This window comes from Duganella sp. CT11-25, assembly GCF_047302815.1.
Lineage (GTDB): Bacteria > Pseudomonadota > Gammaproteobacteria > Burkholderiales > Burkholderiaceae_D > Rugamonas.
The window spans coordinates 5,283,659-5,301,327 of sequence record NZ_JBKBFD010000001.1 but is presented as its reverse complement, the minus strand read 5'-3'; the positions used below and the strand labels follow the sequence as shown (position 1 = coordinate 5,301,327).

At 60.1% G+C, this 17,669-nt stretch carries 16 protein-coding genes and 1 tRNA gene; 7 read left to right on the top strand and 10 right to left on the bottom strand.

The features are described from left to right. Nucleotides 1-85: 85 nt before the first annotated feature. The 5 genes from trpE (at nucleotide 86) to trpC (ending at nucleotide 4,775) form a co-directional block, all read left to right on the top strand. Nucleotides 86-1,582, top strand: coding sequence for an anthranilate synthase component I (trpE, locus tag ACEN9F_RS22825; protein ID WP_413423622.1), 1,497 nt, complete (start codon nucleotides 86-88; stop codon nucleotides 1,580-1,582). A gap of 1 nt (nucleotide 1,583) precedes the next feature. Beyond that, on the top strand, nucleotides 1,584-2,147 hold the full coding sequence (locus tag ACEN9F_RS22820; RefSeq protein ID WP_090326971.1) for an anthranilate synthase component II: 564 nt from the start codon (nucleotides 1,584-1,586) through the stop codon (nucleotides 2,145-2,147). A gap of 17 nt (nucleotides 2,148-2,164) precedes the next feature. After that, nucleotides 2,165-3,202, top strand: a complete 1,038-nt coding sequence (gene trpD / locus ACEN9F_RS22815) for an anthranilate phosphoribosyltransferase (protein ID WP_413423620.1) — start codon at nucleotides 2,165-2,167, stop codon at nucleotides 3,200-3,202. Nucleotides 3,203-3,298: 96 nt separating this feature from the next. Then, nucleotides 3,299-3,958, top strand: coding sequence for a LysE family translocator (locus tag ACEN9F_RS22810; protein WP_413423618.1), 660 nt, complete (start codon nucleotides 3,299-3,301; stop codon nucleotides 3,956-3,958). Between the two features lie 16 nt (nucleotides 3,959-3,974). Further along, on the top strand, nucleotides 3,975-4,775 hold the full coding sequence (gene trpC / locus ACEN9F_RS22805; RefSeq protein WP_413423616.1) for an indole-3-glycerol phosphate synthase TrpC: 801 nt from the start codon (nucleotides 3,975-3,977) through the stop codon (nucleotides 4,773-4,775). Between the two features lie 6 nt (nucleotides 4,776-4,781). Here the strand turns inward: trpC and ACEN9F_RS22800 are convergent, their stop codons facing one another. From ACEN9F_RS22800 to ACEN9F_RS22770, 7 genes are all read right to left on the bottom strand, one after another. After that, entirely contained in the window at nucleotides 4,782-5,930 is a 1,149-nt protein-coding gene (locus ACEN9F_RS22800) for a GGDEF domain-containing protein (protein WP_413423614.1), read from the bottom strand. Nucleotides 5,931-6,170: 240 nt separating this feature from the next. Beyond that, nucleotides 6,171-7,991: a M61 family metallopeptidase gene (locus ACEN9F_RS22795; protein ID WP_413423612.1), complete on the bottom strand. Its 1,821-nt coding sequence runs from the start codon at nucleotides 7,989-7,991 to the stop codon at nucleotides 6,171-6,173. Nucleotides 7,992-8,004: 13 nt separating this feature from the next. Then, entirely contained in the window at nucleotides 8,005-8,583 is a 579-nt protein-coding gene (locus tag ACEN9F_RS22790) for a nucleotidyltransferase family protein (protein ID WP_413423610.1), read from the bottom strand. Between the two features lie 5 nt (nucleotides 8,584-8,588). Further along, entirely contained in the window at nucleotides 8,589-10,811 is a 2,223-nt protein-coding gene (locus ACEN9F_RS22785) for a molybdopterin cofactor-binding domain-containing protein (RefSeq protein WP_413423608.1), read from the bottom strand. A gap of 10 nt (nucleotides 10,812-10,821) precedes the next feature. Further along, nucleotides 10,822-11,280 (bottom strand): (2Fe-2S)-binding protein, encoded by a 459-nt coding sequence (locus ACEN9F_RS22780; protein ID WP_413423606.1) that lies wholly within the window; start codon nucleotides 11,278-11,280, stop codon nucleotides 10,822-10,824. Nucleotides 11,281-11,323: 43 nt separating this feature from the next. After that, a complete protein-coding gene (locus ACEN9F_RS22775) occupies nucleotides 11,324-12,052 on the bottom strand; it encodes a DsbC family protein (RefSeq protein WP_413423604.1) in 729 nt (242 codons plus the stop codon). Nucleotides 12,053-12,082: 30 nt separating this feature from the next. After that, nucleotides 12,083-13,303: an FAD-dependent monooxygenase gene (locus tag ACEN9F_RS22770; RefSeq protein WP_413423602.1), complete on the bottom strand. Its 1,221-nt coding sequence runs from the start codon at nucleotides 13,301-13,303 to the stop codon at nucleotides 12,083-12,085. A 77-nt stretch (nucleotides 13,304-13,380) separates the two neighbouring features. Here ACEN9F_RS22770 and ACEN9F_RS22765 point away from each other — a divergent pair. Then, nucleotides 13,381-13,456, top strand: a tRNA-Phe gene (locus tag ACEN9F_RS22765). 370 nt (nucleotides 13,457-13,826) lie between these two features. On the opposite strand, the gene ACEN9F_RS22760 is transcribed toward ACEN9F_RS22765, so the two are convergent. From ACEN9F_RS22760 to ACEN9F_RS22750, 3 genes are all read right to left on the bottom strand, one after another. After that, nucleotides 13,827-15,680 (bottom strand): ATP-binding protein, encoded by a 1,854-nt coding sequence (locus tag ACEN9F_RS22760; protein ID WP_413423600.1) that lies wholly within the window; start codon nucleotides 15,678-15,680, stop codon nucleotides 13,827-13,829. Further along, entirely contained in the window at nucleotides 15,680-16,852 is a 1,173-nt protein-coding gene (locus ACEN9F_RS22755) for an SIR2 family protein (protein WP_413423598.1), read from the bottom strand. Before ACEN9F_RS22755 ends, ACEN9F_RS22760 begins: the two co-directional genes overlap by 1 nt. A 137-nt stretch (nucleotides 16,853-16,989) precedes the next feature. Next, nucleotides 16,990-17,277, bottom strand: coding sequence for a hypothetical protein (locus ACEN9F_RS22750; protein ID WP_413423596.1), 288 nt, complete (start codon nucleotides 17,275-17,277; stop codon nucleotides 16,990-16,992). A gap of 195 nt (nucleotides 17,278-17,472) precedes the next feature. On the opposite strand from ACEN9F_RS22750, the gene ACEN9F_RS22745 reads away from it, so the two are divergent. Further along, on the top strand, nucleotides 17,473-17,661 hold the full coding sequence (locus tag ACEN9F_RS22745; RefSeq protein ID WP_413423594.1) for a hypothetical protein: 189 nt from the start codon (nucleotides 17,473-17,475) through the stop codon (nucleotides 17,659-17,661). Nucleotides 17,662-17,669: the final 8 nt, after the last annotated feature.

Sequence of the window (17,669 nt, the reverse complement as noted above, 5' to 3'; positions counted from 1 at the left end):
TGTCGTCCGTGCGCACGCACCCGACAGGTTTTTTGACAAACCACCGCCACATCCACAATCATATCTGGCGGCATGGAGAGCAGACATGACCGAACTCGAATTCAAATCGTTGGCCACCGACGGCTACAACCGCATCCCACTGATCGCGGAAGCCTTCGCCGACCTCGAAACCCCGCTGACGCTGTACCTCAAGCTGGCCCAGACCCAGAACGGCGGCAAGAACACCTTCCTGCTGGAGTCCGTCGTCGGCGGCGAGCGTTTCGGCCGCTTCTCCTTCATCGGCCTGCCGGCCAACACGGTGCTGCGCAACTTCGGCACCCGCACCGAGATCGTCAAGAACGGCGTGGTGATCGAGACCCACGAAGGCAATCCGCTGGAATTCATCGAGTCCTACCAGGCGCGCTTCAAAGTCGCGCTGCGCCCTGGCATGCCGCGCTTCTGCGGCGGCCTGGCCGGCTACTTCGGCTACGACTCGGTGCGCCACATCGAAAAAACCCTGGCCCACACCCAGCCCAAGGATGACCTGGGCCTGCCCGACATCCAGCTGATGGTGACCGAGGAACTGGCCGTCATCGATAACCTGAGCGGCAAGCTGTATCTGATCGTCTACGCCGACACCACGCAGCCGGAATCGTATTCGAAGGCACGCCAGCGCCTGAAAGACCTGCGCATGATGCTGCGCCGCGGCGTCGACGCGCCGGTGACCAGCGCCTCGGTGCGCACCGAAACCATCCGCGACTTCCCGAAAGAAGAATACCTGAAGGCGGTGGCCAAGGCCCACGAATACGTGATGGCCGGCGACTTGATGCAGGTGCAGATCGGCCAGCGCATCCGCAAGCCCTACGTCGATTCGCCGCTGACGCTGTACCGCGCGCTGCGTTCGCTGAATCCGTCGCCCTATATGTACTTCTACAATTTCGGCGACATGCAGATCGTCGGCGCCTCGCCGGAGATTTTGGTCCGCAACGAGACGCTGCCGGACGGCGAGAAGAAAGTCACGCTGCGCCCTATCGCCGGCACCCGCCCGCGCGGTTCGACGCCGGAGCGCGACGCCGAGCTGGCCAAGGAACTGCTGGCCGATCCGAAAGAGATCGCCGAACATGTGATGCTGATCGACCTGGCGCGCAATGACCTGGGCCGCATCTCCGAGATCGGCAGCGTCAAGGTCACCGACCGCCTGGTCATCGAAAAATACTCGCATGTGCAGCACATCGTCTCCAACGTCGAGGGCAAGCTGAAAGACGGCCTGTCCAACCTGGACGTGCTGCGCGCGACCTTCCCGGCCGGCACGCTGACCGGCGCGCCGAAAGTGCGCGCGATGGAGATCATCGACGAACTGGAAATCTCCAAGCGCGGCATCTACGGCGGCGCCTGCGGCTACCTGTCCTTCGGCGGCGAGATGGACGTGGCGATCGCGATCCGCACCGGCGTGATCAAGGACGGCATGCTGTACGTGCAGGCCGCGGCCGGCATCGTCGCCGATTCGATCGCCGAGATGGAATGGCAGGAAACTGAAAACAAGGCGCGCGCCGTGCTGCGCGCCGCCGAACAAGTGCAAGATGGCCTGGATGGGGAGTTCTGAGATGCTGCTGATGATCGACAATTACGACTCCTTCACCTATAACATCGTGCAGTACTTCGGCGAGCTGGGTGAGGATGTACGCGTGTACCGCAACGATGAAATCACGATTGCGGAAATCGAGGCGCTGAACCCGGACCACATCTGCATCTCGCCGGGACCGAAAGATCCGTCGCAAGCGGGTATTTCGATCGAGGTGCTCAAGCACTTCGCCGGCAAGAAGCCGATCCTGGGCGTCTGCCTCGGCCACCAGGCCATCGGCGAAGCCTTCGGCGGCAAGGTGATCCGCGCCAAGCAGGTCATGCATGGCAAAACTTCTTTAATCGCGCATACGGGCGTGGGCGTCTTCAAGGACCTGCCCTCTCCCTTCACAGTGATCCGTTATCACTCCTTGGCTATCGAGCGCAGCTCGCTGCCATCCTGCCTCGAAGTGACGGCATGGACCGACGACGGTGAAATCATGGGCGTGCGGCACAAGGACTACGACATCGAGGGTGTGCAGTTCCACCCCGAGTCCATCCTGTCCGAGCACGGTCACGCACTGTTGAAGAACTTCCTCGTTCGCTGATTAAAGAAGGAACCGCCATGCCTATCACCCATCAAGAAGCACTGCTGCGCTGCATCGAACACCGCGAGATCTTCCACGACGAGATGCTGCACCTGTTCCGCCAGATCATGTCGGGCGAAATGTCGCCGACCATGATCGCCGCCCTGACCATGGGCCTGCGCGTGAAAAAAGAAACCATCGGCGAGATCGCCGCCGCCGCGCAAGTGATGCGCGAGTTCTCCACCAAGGTGCCGATGGCCGACACCACCGGCCTGCTGGACATCGTCGGCACCGGCGGCGACGGCGCGCACACGTTCAATATCTCGACGGCGTCGATGTTCGTGGCGGCCGCGGCCGGCGCGCGCGTGGCCAAGCACGGCGGCCGCAGCGTGTCGTCGTCGTCCGGCAGCGCCGACGTCATCGAATCGCTGGGCGCCAACATCAACCTGAAGCCCGAGCAGATCGCGCAATCGATCGCGCAGACCGGCATCGGCTTCATGTTCGCGCCGAATCACCACGCGGCGATGAAGCACGCGGCGCCGGTACGCAAGGAACTGGGCGTGCGCACCATCTTCAACATCCTGGGACCGCTGACCAATCCGGCCGGCGCGCCGAATATCCTGATGGGCGTGTTCCACGCCGACCTGGTGGGCATCCAGGTGCGCGTGCTGCAGCGCCTGGGCGCACAGCATGCCATCGTGGTCTATGGCCGCGACAATATGGATGAAGTGTCGCTGGGCGCGGGCACCATGGTCGGCGAGCTGGTTGACGGCGAGATCCGCGAATACGAAATCCATCCGGAAGACTTCGGCCTGCAGATGATCGCCAGCCGCAACCTGAAGGTGGCCGATTCGACCGAATCGAAAGCCAAGATGATGGAAGCGCTGCGCGGCGAGCCCGGCGCGGCTTACGATATCGTTTCGCTCAATGCCGGCACCGCGCTGTATGCGGCCGGCGTGGCCAGCTCGATCGAGGACGGCTTGAAACGCGCGCGCGCGGCCATCCAGTCGGGCGACGCGATGCGCAAGATCGACCAGTTCGTCGAGGTCACGCAAAGCCTCGGCCGCGCCAACTAACCGCCGTCGTCACTCCCGCGAAAGCGGGAGTCCATAGGGCGCATGCCGTGCATGGATTCCCGCTTTCGCCGGAATGACGGCGCAAAGGAAAACGATATGTTTGGGATACACGATCTTACGCTGTTCATCATCTCCGGGCTGCTGCTGAATATCATGCCCGGCCCGGATTCGCTGCTGATCATGACGCGCAGCGCCACCCAGGGCTGGCGCGCCGGCTCGGCCGCCGCGCTGGGCATTGGCGCCGGCACGATGGTGCATATCTTCGCCGCCGCGCTGGGCTTGTCGGCGCTGCTGTCGGCCTCCGCCACCGCCTTCACCGTGGTCAAATGGGTGGGCGCGGCCTACATCGTCTACGTCGGCATCGGCATGCTGCGCAGCCGCCTGAAGACGCTGGCCGACGACGCCACCGCCCAGGCCAACGCGCAGGCCGCGGCGGCGCAAGCGCTGCCTTACCGCCGCATCTTCTTCCAGGGCTTCCTGACCAATGTGCTGAATCCGAAGGTGGCGCTGTTCTTCCTGGCGTTCGTGCCGCAGTTTATCTCGGCCGATTCGACCAGCAAGCCACTGGCCTTCATCATCCTGGGCTGCATCTTCAACTTCAACGGCATGTTGTGGTGTAACGGCCTGGCCGTGTTCACCGCTTTCGCCAGTGCGCGCCTCAAGCTCAAGCCGCTGGTCTCGCTGTGGCTGAACCGCGTCACGGGCGGCCTGTTCCTCGCACTCGGCCTGCGTCTGGCGCTGGCGGAACAACATTAAACTTCAGGTACACATCATGTCCGACATTCTCAATAAAATCCTCGCAGTCAAAGCCGACGAAGTCGCCGCCGCAAAAAAACACCGCAGCTTCGCCAGCCTGCGCGCCGACGTCGAGAGCAATACCGAACTGCGCGCCAGCCTGCGCGGCTTCGAGGCCAGCCTGCGCGGCAAGATCGCCGCCGGTTCGGCCGGCGTCATCACCGAAGTGAAAAAAGCTTCGCCGTCGAAAGGCGTGCTGCGCGCCGACTTCCGTCCCGCCGACATCGCCGCCAGCTATGAGGCCAACGGCGCCGCATGCCTGTCGGTGCTGACCGACGAGCAGTTCTTCCAGGGGTCGGTGGCGTATCTGCAGCAGGCGCGCGCCGCCTGCGCGATTCCGGTGCTGCGCAAGGACTTCATGATCGACATGTACCAGATCTACGAAGCGCGCGCGATGGGTGCCGATGCGATCCTGCTGATCGTCTCGGCGCTGGATCACGGCCTGATGGCGGAAATGGAAGCCTGCGCCCACGAACTGGGCATGGGCGTGCTGGTGGAGACCCACGACGGCGACGAACTGACCGCCGCGCTGCGCCTGAAGACCGACCTGCTCGGCATCAACAACCGCAACCTGCGCACCTTCGAAGTCTCGCTGGAGAACACGCTCGGCCTGCTGGACCGGATTCCGAAGGATAAGCTGGTCATCACCGAATCCGGCATCATGGTGCCGGCCGACGTGCAGCGCATGCGTGACGCGAACGTGCACGCCTTCCTGGTCGGCGAAGCCTTCATGCGCGCGCCCGATCCAGGCGCGGAACTGAGCCGCCTGTTCAACTAACGCGCACTACGCCCGCCGAGCCTTGGTGGGCGGCGCGGCATCCGGCGCGACCTCGATACGGTTGCGGCCTTTTTCCTTGGCGCAATATAACGCCTTGTCGGCCCGCATCAGGATGCCGTCCAAATCCTCATCCGCACTTGTCTGGCAAGCAACACCGATACTGACGGTGTAGGCAGGCACGTCCGGCCGGGGCGTGCGCAGGGCGTTCTGGATACGCTCGGCGATGTGCTGCGCGCGCTCCAGCCCGGTGGCCGGCAACAGCACGATGAACTCCTCGCCGCCGAAGCGGGCCACGTGGTCCGAAACGCGCAAGGCCTTGCCGATCACCGCCGCCACATCGATCAGCACGCGGTCGCCGGTGGCATGGCCATGGCAGTCGTTAATCTTTTTAAAATAATCGAGATCGATGCTGAGCATCGTCATCAAGGTCGATTCGCGCCGCATCAGCGCATGTTCCTTGGCATAGATGTCGGCAAAGCCGCGACGATTTAATACCTGGGTCAGCGGATCCAGCGTCGAGCGGCGTTCCAATATCGTTTGCAAGCGGTGGGTGGCGACCGTCATAAACCCCACGGTCAGCAGTAAAGTCATAAAATGCGCGGCTGCCATATATAAGCTTTGGAATGGTCCGGCACTCAATAAATTAATATGCTGGGCATCGCTATTCAGCGCCAGCACACCGCGCGTCAATACCACAAGCGACTGCAACAGCATCAACGTGCCGAAGAACCTGGCAGTGAAGTGTCGTCCGCCAAAGCGCCACACCAGCGTAAGCTGATAGGCATAAAATATAAACGCAAGGAAAGAGAATGCAGCAATCCGTGCACGAAAATCCGGTTTAATAATCAACCAATATCCGACGCATATCATGGCGGCCAGCCATATCGAATGGAATAACCACCATGCCGGCCGCTGGCCATAAAATTTCTGGGTGCCGATCAGCATAAAACCCAGCGCCCAGATCAAAACCGAATTAACGCATAACAGCGGAAAAGTATCGCCCAATATTCCGCCGCGCAAACTATAAAACAGCACGCCGCTAGCCAGCAATGCCAATCCCGCCGCCCAATGCTTTAGTCCAGTAATTTCCTTCGGAAAGCTCCGATGGGCGGAATAAAGAACAACACTCATCGCGGCCGCCATGGAGGCGGACATCAGGATAATCGTGGTGGGGTCTAGCAGTATCACTGGCGGTTAGTCCATGGAAAGGCATCAGGCTTCGGGCCAATTCTAAACCAGAACCATAGCTCGGCGGAAAATTAAAACGCAGACAACACGGCATCGTGGCGGCACACGCCGGAATTTGGCTTTTACGCGCCAAAATCTGGCATGAAAAGAAGGCGCGCGAAGGCCGCGCCATAGAGGCGCGGTGCTTCAGATCGAATAGTGGGGAAGTTAGCGGGCGGCGCTTGGGCGCAACGGGCCGGAGGATTTCTTGGCGGCGGGGTCGAGCGACAGGGTAATGCCCGGCACCCGGTCGCCCTGCAAGGTCAAACTGAAAGTCATTAATTCATCGCGGCGGAAGGCATATACCTCCACCGTCGAGCCAACGCCATAACGGGATAGCAGTGTTTCCAGATTCGTCGCGGTGACACGCAATCCATCGATCGCCACCAATATATCGCCGGCGGACAATCCGGCTTGATGCGCGGCACCGTTTTCATGCACGGCCGAGAGTTTGCAATCATTGCCATCCCGCCCCAGATTCGCATCCAGCGACGGCTTGACCAATTTACGCTCGTCATTATATTTAACGCCGAACGGCGCCAGCAATTTCGCCAACGGTACGTCTTCCGTGCCGCGTATATATTTATCGAAGAATGGTTTAAAACGTCCGCCGCTGATTTCATCGAATAATGCTTCAACTTCGGCAGCCGTAACGCCGCGAGCACCGCCATTATAAAAATCGCGGCCATAACGCTGCCACAATGCGCGCATGACGTCGTCCAGGGATTTTTTGCCACCCGTCTTGGCGCGAATACTTAAATCCAGCGCCAGACCTATCAGCGAACCCTTGGTGTAATAACTGACAATCGCATTCGGTGCATTCTCATCCTGGCGATAATATTTACCCCAGGCGTCGAAACTGGAATCAGCCACGCTTTGCTTGGTGCGGCCGCTGCCGCGTAATACGCTGCCGACGGTTTTCCCCAGCAGTTTGAAATATGCCGGCTCGGCGATAACGCCGGCGCGCACCAGCATCAGGTCGTCGTAATAACTGGTAAAGCCTTCAAACAGCCACAGCAGCGGCGAATAATTCTCGACTTGCAGGTTATAAGGTGCGAATGCGGCCGGCTTGATACGCTTGACGTTCCAGGTATGGAAATATTCATGGCTGCACAGGCCGAGGTATTGCAGGTAGCCGTCGCTGATTTCACCGCTCTTGGACGCGGTGCTCGGCAAATCGGCGCGGGCGCAGATCAGCGCGGTCGAGGCGCGGTGCTCCAGGCCACCGTAGCCGTCGCCGACCGCCAGGGTCATGAAGACGTAGCGCTCCATCGGCGCCTTGTGCGATTTCGGCTCGAAGAAGGAAATCTGCGTCTCGCAGATCTTTTTCAGGTCGGCGCTCAGGCGCGCCAGGTCCAGGTTCGGCACCTTGCCGCTGATGACGATGTCGTGCGGGATGCCGTGCGCCTTGAAGGTGGCCAGCGCAAAATCGCCCTGCTCCACCGGATGATCGATCAATTCGTCGTAGTTGGATGCGATATAGGTGCCAAAACCATAACGCTTGGCCTTCAGCTCGGGCAGCGAGGTAGCCACGCGCCAGGTTTGCGCGGCTTCGTCGTCCGGCCGCTGCATGTCGACCACGTGCGGCTGGCCCTCCTGTCCCAGCACGCGCAGGAACACGCTGGTGCCGTTGAAGAAGGCGTGGTTCTGGTCCAGGTGCGCGGCTCGCACCGACAAGTCCCAGGCATAGACTTCATAGTGGACGGTCAGCGAGGCGCCGCGATCCTGCAGCGGTGCGGCCTGCCACGAATGCTTGTCCAGCTTTTCCAGCGCCACCGGCTCGCCGTTGGACTCCGCGCGGATGCGCACAATGTTGCGGGAAAATTCACGGATCATATAGCTGCCCGGGATCCAGGCCGGCAGCGCGAAGATCTGGCCGCCCGGCGCCGGCGCCGCCACCGTCAGCGAGACGTGGAACAAATGGGCCGCCAGGTCGTGGCCGACAATGCTGTAGGCGATGGCGGGTTGGTTTTTGTTCGATTTCTTCATCATAGGTCCAGTTTTACAGGTCGCCCGGTGTATCGATGTCGCGTACCACGCCGATATCATCGACGATAACCTCGCTCACCGCATGGCTTTTTAAGATCGCGCGCGCGCCCTGGTCGCCGTCCAGCGCCAGCAGCAGCGGCAAATGAAAACTGCTGAAGGCGACCGGATTGCCGCGCCGTCCCTCATAGACGGGCGCCGCGATGCGTGCGCCGCGTTCTATTGTAGCGATAAGGGCGCGCATGGTGTCCTGCCGCACGTGGGGCATGTCGCCCAGGCCGATCAGCCAACCTTCGGCGCCCTTGGTGTGTTCTATCGCTGTCGTCAGCGAGGCGGCCATGCCCAGGTCGGCGTCGGCGCAGACGCGCACTTCGCAACCTAGCCCGCCGAGCAGGGCGGCCACCTTGTCGTCGCCGGGACGCACGACGGCCAGCACGCGCGGCAGCACGGCCAGCATATTCCTCGCGCTGGCGGCGACGACGACATCGCCGCCGTCATCGTCACCTCGCAGCGTTTGCAGCAGTTTATTTTGTACGCCGGACGGGTCGAATCGCTTCCCCCGTCCGGCTGCCAGCAAGATCCCTACGAGCGCCATCCGTCTCAGGCGGCCGTCAAATCGAACGGCAGCTTGCGCAGGCGCTTGCCGGTCAATTTGAACAAGGCATTCGCAAACGCGGGCGCCAGCGGCGGCAGGCCCGGTTCGCCCATGCCGGTCGGCGGATCGTTCGACGGTACGATGTGCACCGCGATCACCGGCATATCGGTCATGCGCGCCACCGTGTAGTCGCTGAAGTTCTGCTGGTCGACCACGCCGTCCTTCAGCGTGATGGCGGCACCCGGCAAGGTCATGCCCAGGCCCATCAGCGCCGCGCCCTGGATCTGCGCCTCGATGCTCAGGGGATTGACCGCCGTGTTGCAGTGGACGCCGGCCGTGACCTTGTGCAGCTTCGGCGTGCCGTCCTTGACCGACGCCACCACCACGTAGGCGATCACGGTGTTGAACGATTCATGCACCGCCACGCCCCACGCCTGGCCTTTAGGTAAAGCCTTCTTGCCGTAGCCGGACTTGGCGACAGCCAGATCCAGCGCGGCGATGTGGCGCTTGCCCTTCTCGCCCATCAGCTTCTTGCGATAGGCCACCGGATCCATCTTGGCCGCGTGCGCGGCTTCGTCGATCAGGGTTTCCATCACAAACGCGGTGTGCGTCGAACCGACCGAACGCCACCACAGCACCGGCACGTTGGCCTTGACGCTGTGCGCGCTCAGGTTCAGCGGCACTTCATATGGCTCGCCCATGCCCTCGACCATGGTCGCATCGACGCCGTCCTTGACCATCATCGGCTCGAACGGCGTGCCGGTGACGATGGACTGGCCGACGATGACGTGATCCCACGCCACGATGTCGCCCTTGGCATCGACGCCGATATCGGCGCGGTGCACGTGCGACGGACGGTAGTAGCCGCCCTTGATGTCGTCTTCGCGGCTCCAGATCACCTTGATCGGTTCCTTCTTGCCGGCGGCCTTCCATACCTTGGCGATGTTGACCGCCTCCACCAAGTAGTCGGAGGTCGGCACGGCGCGGCGGCCGAAACCGCCGCCGGCCATCATCGTGTTCAGCACCACCTGCTCCGGCTTCAGGCCGGCGGTAGCGGCGATCGCGCCCTGGTCCACGGTCTGGAACTGCGAACCGGCCCACACGGTGCAACCGTCCGCGCGCAGGTCGACCACGCAGTTCAGCGGCTCCATCGGCGCGTGCGCCAGATACGGGAATTCATACACGGCGGAGATCTTCTTCGCCGCGCCGGCCAGCTTGGAGGTGTCGGCTTTGCGCACCGGCAGGCCAGGCTTCGCGGCCAACGCCTTGTACTCGGCCAGCTGCTTGTCGCTGCTGACTTTTTCCACGCCGCTGGTGTCCCAATCGATGACCAGCGCTTCGCGGCCCATCTTGGCCGGCCAGTAGCCGTCGGCCACCACCACCACGCCGCTGCCGCCGCGATCGGTCTTCACTTCCAGGACCTCGATCACGCCCTTGATGGCCTTGGCCTTGCTGGCGTCGAATTTGGCGACCTTGGCGCCGAACACCGGCGGCCGCGCCACCACCGCGACCTTGCTGTCCGGCGCCTTGAAGTCCATGCCGAACTGCTGCTTGCCGGTGGATTTCAATTTCGCGTCCAGGCGCTTGACCGGTTTGCCGATGATCTGGAAGTCCTTCGGGTCTTTCAGCTTGACGGTGGCGGGCACCGGCTGCTTCATGGCCGCGTCGGCCATCGCACCATAGGTGGCCTTCTGGCCGGCGGGTCCGATCAAGGTGCCCTTGGCGGTCTTGATCTGCTCAGGCGCCACCTTCCACTGCTCGGCCGCCGCCGCGATCAGCATCGCGCGCGCCTTGGCGCCGATCTCGCGGTACTGCATGAACGAATGGGCGATGCTGCCCGAACCGCCGGTGATCTGGATGCCGAACGCCGGATCCTTGTATTGATCGCCGGCCGGCGCCAGCGCGCCATGCACTTTCGACCAGTCGGCGTCCAGTTCCTCAGCGATCAGCATCGGCAGCGAGGTTTGCACGCCTTGGCCGAACTCCAGGCGATTGACCTGCACCGTCACGCTGTTGTCCGGCGCGATATGCAGGAAGGCGTTCGGTTCATACACCTTGGCCGGCGGCTGCTGCGCATTGGCGAAGCGGCCCGCGCCCGGCATGAAGAAGCCCAGCACCAGACCGCCGCCGGCCACTGCGCCGGCCTTCATGAAGCCACGGCGCGACACGCCCGAAGCGCTCGCCGAAGCACTGACCATCGTTCCCTGATTAAGCCATTCGATACGCATGGTGCTCTCCTCAGGCGATGGTTTTAGCGGCGTCTTTAATGGCGGCGCGGATGCGTTGGTAGGTGCCACATCGGCAGATGTTCCCGCTCATGGCGTTGTCGATATCGGCATCGGACGGCGTCTTGTTCGTGCGCAGCAGCGCGGTCGCGCTCATGATCTGGCCGCTCTGGCAGTAACCGCATTGCGGCACGTCCAGCTTGACCCAGGCTTCCTGCACGGCCTTGCCGACCTTGTCGTTTTCCATCGCCTCGATGGTGGTGATCTTCTGGCCAACGGCCGCCGAAATCGGCGTGATGCAGGAGCGCGTCGGCTGGCCACCCAGGTGCACGGTGCAGGCGCCGCACAGCGCCGCGCCGCAGCCGAACTTGGTGCCGGTCATGTTCAGGTTATCGCGCAAGGCCCACAAAATCGGCGTCGACGGATCGGCGTCGACCTGCACATCTTTACCGTTGATGTTCAAAGTGATCATTCAATTCTCCTGTTGTCGCTGTGGCGGTTGTTTGCAGCCTGATTTACTGCTTGATCTTGGCGAGTTTGTCTTCCAGCGTCTTGATGTCGACCGCACCCGGCATGCGCGAGCCATCCGCGAAGAAGATCGCCGGCGTGCCGGTCACGGCCAGCTTGCGGCCCAACGCCAGCACCTCGTCGTTCGGGGTAGCGCAGGACGCGGCGGCGACAGGCGCCGCTTTGCCGCCGATCATCCAGTCGTCCCAGGCCTTGTTGCGGTCGGGCGCGCACCAGACGTTCTTCGACTTGACGAACGAGTCGTCCGACAGGATGTTGTACAGGAAGGTGTAGACGGTGATATTGTCGGCTTCCTTCAGCGTGGTCTGGCGGAAGCGCTTGCAATAGCCGCAGTTCGGATCCTCGAACACCGCGATCACGCGCTTGCCGTCGCCCTTGACGGTCTTGATGGCTTTATCCAGCGGCAGGTCGGAGAAGCTGATCTTGCTGATTTCGTCGATGCGCTCGCGGGTCAGGTCGGTGCCGGTGGTCAGGTTGAAGATATGGCCGTTGATCAGGTAGGTCGCCGTCTTGTCGGTGTAGAGGATGTCGCTGCCGATGCGCACTTCATACAGGCCGCTGTAAGGCGTCTCCTTGACCGAATCGACCTTCACGCTGGAACCGAGGCGCGGCTCGATCAGCTTCTTGATCGCCTCCGTGCTCGGTGGCGTCTCGGCGCCCACGCAGGACGCCATCAGCGCCGACAACAACAGCAAAACGGGCATACTCTTTCTCATGACTTCTCCGGTGTGTGCTGGCGACGCTGCTCACTTGCCCATCGCATGCGAGATCAGTCGGCGCTTCAGCACAGGTAATTTATCCAACAAGTTTAATCCGAAATTGCGAACCACGCGCAGGGGCTCGATATCCGCCCCGAACAGGCGCGCCAGGCCGTCGGTGGTCAGCTGCATCAGCAGCACGTCTTCCTTGCGCGCGCGCTCGTAGCGCGCCAGCACACGCGGATCGCCGATGCCGCGCTGCGGCTCGCGCTCGCCCAGGGTCTTGATCAGCTGCGCCACATCGGCGAAGCCCAGGTTCATGCCGTGGCCGGCCAGCGGATGGACCACGTGGGCGGCATCGCCGACCAGCGCCACGCGCGGCGCGCTCATGGCGTGGGGACGCATCAGCACCAGCGGGAAATCGCGCACCAGTTCCGGCTGCAGCGGCGTCAGGACGCCCAGCTTGTCGGCGGCGTAGGCCGACAGGCGCTGCGCGATCTGCGTCGCCGACTCGGCGCGCAGCGTATCGGCCAGCGCTTCCGGCGCTGACCACACCAGCGACACCTGATTACCGGGCAGCGGCAGCAGCGCCACGATGCCCTCTGCGCCGGTGAACCATTGATAAGCGGCGCCGTGATGCGGCTTTTCGCATGCGAAGTTGGAGACCACGGCGCGCTGCGCGTAGCTGCGGTAATCGAGGCCGATGTCGCACTGGCCGCGCACCCAGGACTGGGCACCGTCGGCGCCGACCACCAGTTGCGCCTTGATGCTGCCGCCGTCGTCGAGGTGCACGGTGGCGCTGTCGTCGGCGCGCAGCAGGCCGGTGGCGCGGCCCGAGACCAGCTTCACGTTCTGGGCGAATTTGAGGGCGGCGTCCAGCGCCTGGCCCAGGTTGCGGTCTTCCAGGATCCAGGCCAGCGTGCCGGTGTGGGCGCCGTAGGCGTCGAAAGCCAGGCCGCCGGCATGTTCGCCGTCGCCATGGACCACCATCGCATCGACCGGCGCCACGCGGGCGGCGTCCAGCGCATCCCACACTTTAAGAGAGGACAGCAGGTTGTGGGCGGTGTGATTCAGGGCGTAGACCCGGGCGTCCCAGCCGGGATCGCCGCCGGCGGCGGGCGCCGGATGCGGCGGCGGGCCGAGCAAGGTCACGCTCAGGCCGGCCTGGGCCAGGCCCAGCGCCGCGGTCTTGGCGATGGCGCCATTGCCAACAATACAAATATCGCTCTCGATAACGCGCAGTGCTGCGGGGGAGGATGGCTTATTCATGCGGCCATTATAGCGTTTGTCGGGTTTGGAAATTGCCCCTTGCAATTTCGTTCCCACCTGCTATAATTCTGCTCCTTGGCCTGGTAGCTCAGTTGGTAGAGCAGAGGATTGAAAATCCTTGTGTCGGTGGTTCGATTCCGCCCCGGGCCACCAAGAACATACCTTGCAAAACGCCGATCCATGCAGATCGGCGTTTTTGTTTCCGCGACGGAAAGTCCTCGTGTCCGGTCTATTCCCGGCCTGCTTCCCACCAGCCGTGCAACCGTCCAAATCGTCCAATCGTCCGGCGGACTCAATGCATCGCAGCACCAACTACTTCGAACGACCAAATCGTCCAAATGTCCAGTTTGTTGACTCGCGCCGAAAATTGACCCACTGGGGATGCGGGCTAAATCTGACCACGTCAAGAGCACAATTCGGTCTGTCTCATCGGCAGGAGAACGGTGGGATCAACGTGGCCTTACTAAAGATAAAATCAACACCAGACCCGAAAATGGTTTGCACCCCTCTCGTTTCTCGTTCGTCAGCCCACCATTCGTCCGGTAACTATTTCCAATTCGGCTGGGCTTAAACCGTGACCAGCCCACCCCTCGGCAAATTTAGCGCTTTGTGATCGAGGAAGTTGCTCTGTCGTTAGATTACGAATGCGCACACGCGCCGGAAGTGAAGCGCCTTCTCCGACGAATATTGCTTCTTGCTGCGCGAGGTTCGGTAGCGCTTTTGTCATGCCAGATAAACCGTCAGGGAGAAACCGAGCTACGTGCTGCTGATCCGCCTGATTAGTCAGCCTTAAAATCAGCCACGTGCCGCACTGGGATATAACAGTGCTTTCAACATCAGCTGGTCGCTGACTGACTAGCATTAACCCGAGGCCGTATTTTCGTCCTTCTCGCGCAATTCTTCGGATTGCAAATTGCGCAGTGGCGTACTCAGCCTCTCCTCGGTCTGGCACATATCTATGAGCCTCCTCGCAAACCAAGAGGATGGGATCTTTTTTCCGCTCCTCAGGCGCTTGGTACAATTTGTATTGGAATAGCAACCTTGCGAGCATCCCAGCCAGCGGTCCAGCAACTTCATTTGGAAGTCCAGATATGTCTAGGATTCGGATGTCTTTTGTACTGCCGTCGTCGCCGTGGACTTCCCTAACAAACTGTGCAAGAACATGAGAAAGAGTCGGGGCGTTTGCGTCCCAATTCGACATCAAAAAATTTATCCTTGGATCGCGACGCAGCACCGCAAGCTTGTCCAGAATCGACTTGAAATTTTTGGTGAAATCGCCTTCTGGGATACGTTCTAAGGTGTTGGTTTTGCTTACGCGAGCGCCTTGAAGATAAATGATGTGGTTAACCATCTCGTCCAACGAAAATGGACGGGGCTTGTCTCGGTCAAATTCGATAATTGCTTGCGCTTCTACTCCTGCTCGTGGACGAGGATCATCGGGATTGCCTCCGTCTGTGGGAGCTGCCCCCCCGTATTCGGTCGGCGACGGATCGACCAACTGAGCAGCAACTAACCTGGCATACGTGAGCGCCTTATAAATGACGTTGTTTTGAGTCGTCGCCTCAAACTCAGTTTTCCCAATGGCTAAGGATCTAAACTCATCCGCTGACATCAACCAGTAAGGAAGCTTGATGGGCTCCCCTTGAGCTTGCTCGTGACCGATCGGGTCATAGGCGCGGAACACAACTGCACGGTTACCGAACGCTTGTCCATACTCTCCATGGGGGTCAAGCATAACGACGCGAGGACGGCACAGATCAGTCCCGTTTGGTTTATGCTCAAGTACACTGTGGAGTAGCGCCGCTACTGCGCCTGATTTTCCTGAGCCAGTTGACCCAAGTACTGCGCAATGCATCCCGAACATTTTATCGATATTAGCTCGACACTGAGCAGAGTCAGCCCCTACATATGTCGCAAAAGGTACCAGTGGATCGATCACCGCGTCGTGCAGTTGCCCTTCGGCCGATTTGTACAAATCAACAGCTTCATCCCGGGTTAACAGATATACGCCTTGCCTTGGCAAAGGATATGTCGAAACGCCGCGGGTGAACTTCAATATGCCGGAAACTCCCTGCCATACGCCTTCCGCAAATAGTTCAACCTCCATTACCCTTTGATCTGCTTCTGGAGGGATAATTTGTCCATGCTCTATTAAATCTTCAGAACGCATTCGCAACAACGTCACGAACCCGAAGACGAGGCGTCGGCCAAAATGAACTTTTACAATACTGCCTATCTGCCCTATGGGATATACACGCCCCTCGTGGCTACGAGTAAGTTCGGTTACCTCACCACTGAGCTCAATGCGGATGGTTGTTCCGGCGACCTCTACGATATTTCCAATCTTTAAATCAGCAACGAGATCGAAATTTGCCATCACACAGCTCCTTCCGCGCCATTTTCAAGCACTCGTGTAACGCCTCCGAACGTCCACCAGTCTAGTGACGAACCATCGCTGCGTCCATGCAACGGCCCCACTGCCCCGGCGTACAATCCCCGCTGCGTCATGACATACACCCTTTTTCCCCAAGGCGATTTCCGCCAATTGTCCAACGCCTGTGGGATCACGTCGAACTCTCCACAAAATGCTAGCACAGTCGTTTTGCTTGTTGGCGATGACAGTGCGAATTCAATTTCTTGGTTAATGTGTTCGTCACCAAAGCTATATCCGCATATTGCAAGCACGTTGTCGCCCCCGGTAGATAGAGCGCGCCTAAAGACATCAAACTGAGCCGCAAAAGGATCTCGCTGGGTCGCGACGTATTTGGTCGCTTGAGGATAAATTAGGACACGACCGCCACGGCCTGGATAAAGATCACGGTCGCGAATTCTCCATACTTTTCCGTCGTCGCCTAAATGCCAATCAATAGAACCATGCAGCTTAATTACGTGCGCACGGCAGCCACTAGTCGGCTCATCGTCGCCGTATCGGTGGTTTCGGAAAGCAACTGCGCCACCGGAGAATCCATCCCAATAGGAATAACAGCCAAGTGCAAGGGCGTCTTCGACCAGCGTGTCGTAGTTCGTGGTGAAAAACCGGATAGGTAGCCTTCGGCCCTCTAGCCCTGCTTGGCGTTTGCCGATAATCGCCTTCACAAATGCGGCATGATGAGCAACAGACACCATCGGGCTACTGTGCGATCCGACAGTAGCCGGGTTCCCGTTTTCGCCCGCCCTATAACCCCACCGCACCGTCTCGGAAATGTGAGTTAACACCTCCAGATGTGCCGCTTCTAGTTGAGCTGCTTGATATTCAATCCCTGCTATGCTTACCTGACCAGAGGAACTCCTGTTGCACAGCGTCGTGTAGTCGCCGAGGTGACTCAATAAATGCTCAATATGCGTGCCGGTAGGTAACTCTCCCAACAATGCATCCAACATGGGCTTATGCGGCGACGTCGCGGCCAACTCCATTACGCGGCTAGTCAATGCGTACATTAGCGGTATGCCTGCGTCCCGGCTGACGCCCGCGCCCAGAAGCCACATCTGGTTTGGACGACTTAGAAATTCGTCCAACTGCTGTAAATAGCCATCGTCGACAGTGGTCATAAGCGCTCAATAAAATTGGTGAAATATAAACTGTGCAAGCGCTACTGTGGACCTAATAGTGATCAAAATCAATACTTATTTTCACATGTTTTGAAGAAACGAAAGCCAGACGAAGCCGGCCCAAGTCGTGGTTATCATCAGCTTGGGTCTACTGTTTCTGACCGCGCCAAGCGAAGTACTCGCAACATTGCTTGAGTGAGTTCCGGGCAAACTCCCGATTTCTCACGAAGTCCGGTGAGCCACGAATCGATGACAGCTGCATCGTTCGTGGGCTGATACTCCTGCTCAGAGCGCAGCTGCCCATAGGCGTCGTAAGAACGGGCGATAACATTCTTGCTCACTAGAGAAACACGCTGAATCTCCCATCTCTTTATTCTTTCAGCGCTCCAGCGCCCGCAAAAAATCGTTCCCTCGTCAAAAATCATGAAATTATCCGACTAGCTCATCCATCTGCCGTGGCGCGACCTACTGACTGCGGCGAGAATCTATGAAAGAGGTCCAGCACGCGAACACGACCGTTCGCCGACGTCTAGTTCTTCCTTAAGAAAAGAAAGGAAATGGCACTAGCGAAATTTCGCAAAACGCAGTACATTCGCAGCACAACCACTCCGGACCACATCATGAAGCGTCTGAAAGACGAAACCCTGTCGATCCGCACCTCAGCAGACATAAAGCGGCTGCTGAGAGCCGCCGCTGAACGCGAACATCGTTCGATTGCTTCGATGATGGAAGTGCTAATCCTGGCTTATGCGAAGCAACATGACCTCCAGGCTGATGTGGCCGCTAAAGCCAGCTTGAATGAGAAATAAACTGAGAT

Coding starts and splice junctions, on each gene's coding strand:
- trpE (WP_413423622.1), top strand. CDS start 86: ATGACCGAACTCGAATTCAAATCGTTGGCCACCGACGGCTACAACCGC.
- ACEN9F_RS22820 (WP_090326971.1), top strand. CDS start 1,584: ATGCTGCTGATGATCGACAATTACGACTCCTTCACCTATAACATCGTG.
- trpD (WP_413423620.1), top strand. CDS start 2,165: ATGCCTATCACCCATCAAGAAGCACTGCTGCGCTGCATCGAACACCGC.
- ACEN9F_RS22810 (WP_413423618.1), top strand. CDS start 3,299: ATGTTTGGGATACACGATCTTACGCTGTTCATCATCTCCGGGCTGCTG.
- trpC (WP_413423616.1), top strand. CDS start 3,975: ATGTCCGACATTCTCAATAAAATCCTCGCAGTCAAAGCCGACGAAGTC.
- ACEN9F_RS22800 (WP_413423614.1), bottom strand. CDS start 5,930: ATGTCCGCCTCCATGGCGGCCGCGATGAGTGTTGTTCTTTATTCCGCC.
- ACEN9F_RS22795 (WP_413423612.1), bottom strand. CDS start 7,991: ATGAAGAAATCGAACAAAAACCAACCCGCCATCGCCTACAGCATTGTC.
- ACEN9F_RS22790 (WP_413423610.1), bottom strand. CDS start 8,583: ATGGCGCTCGTAGGGATCTTGCTGGCAGCCGGACGGGGGAAGCGATTC.
- ACEN9F_RS22785 (WP_413423608.1), bottom strand. CDS start 10,811: ATGCGTATCGAATGGCTTAATCAGGGAACGATGGTCAGTGCTTCGGCG.
- ACEN9F_RS22780 (WP_413423606.1), bottom strand. CDS start 11,280: ATGATCACTTTGAACATCAACGGTAAAGATGTGCAGGTCGACGCCGAT.
- ACEN9F_RS22775 (WP_413423604.1), bottom strand. CDS start 12,052: ATGAGAAAGAGTATGCCCGTTTTGCTGTTGTTGTCGGCGCTGATGGCG.
- ACEN9F_RS22770 (WP_413423602.1), bottom strand. CDS start 13,303: ATGAATAAGCCATCCTCCCCCGCAGCACTGCGCGTTATCGAGAGCGAT.
- ACEN9F_RS22760 (WP_413423600.1), bottom strand. CDS start 15,680: ATGGCAAATTTCGATCTCGTTGCTGATTTAAAGATTGGAAATATCGTA.
- ACEN9F_RS22755 (WP_413423598.1), bottom strand. CDS start 16,852: ATGACCACTGTCGACGATGGCTATTTACAGCAGTTGGACGAATTTCTA.
- ACEN9F_RS22750 (WP_413423596.1), bottom strand. CDS start 17,277: ATGATTTTTGACGAGGGAACGATTTTTTGCGGGCGCTGGAGCGCTGAA.
- ACEN9F_RS22745 (WP_413423594.1), top strand. CDS start 17,473: ATGAAGCGTCTGAAAGACGAAACCCTGTCGATCCGCACCTCAGCAGAC.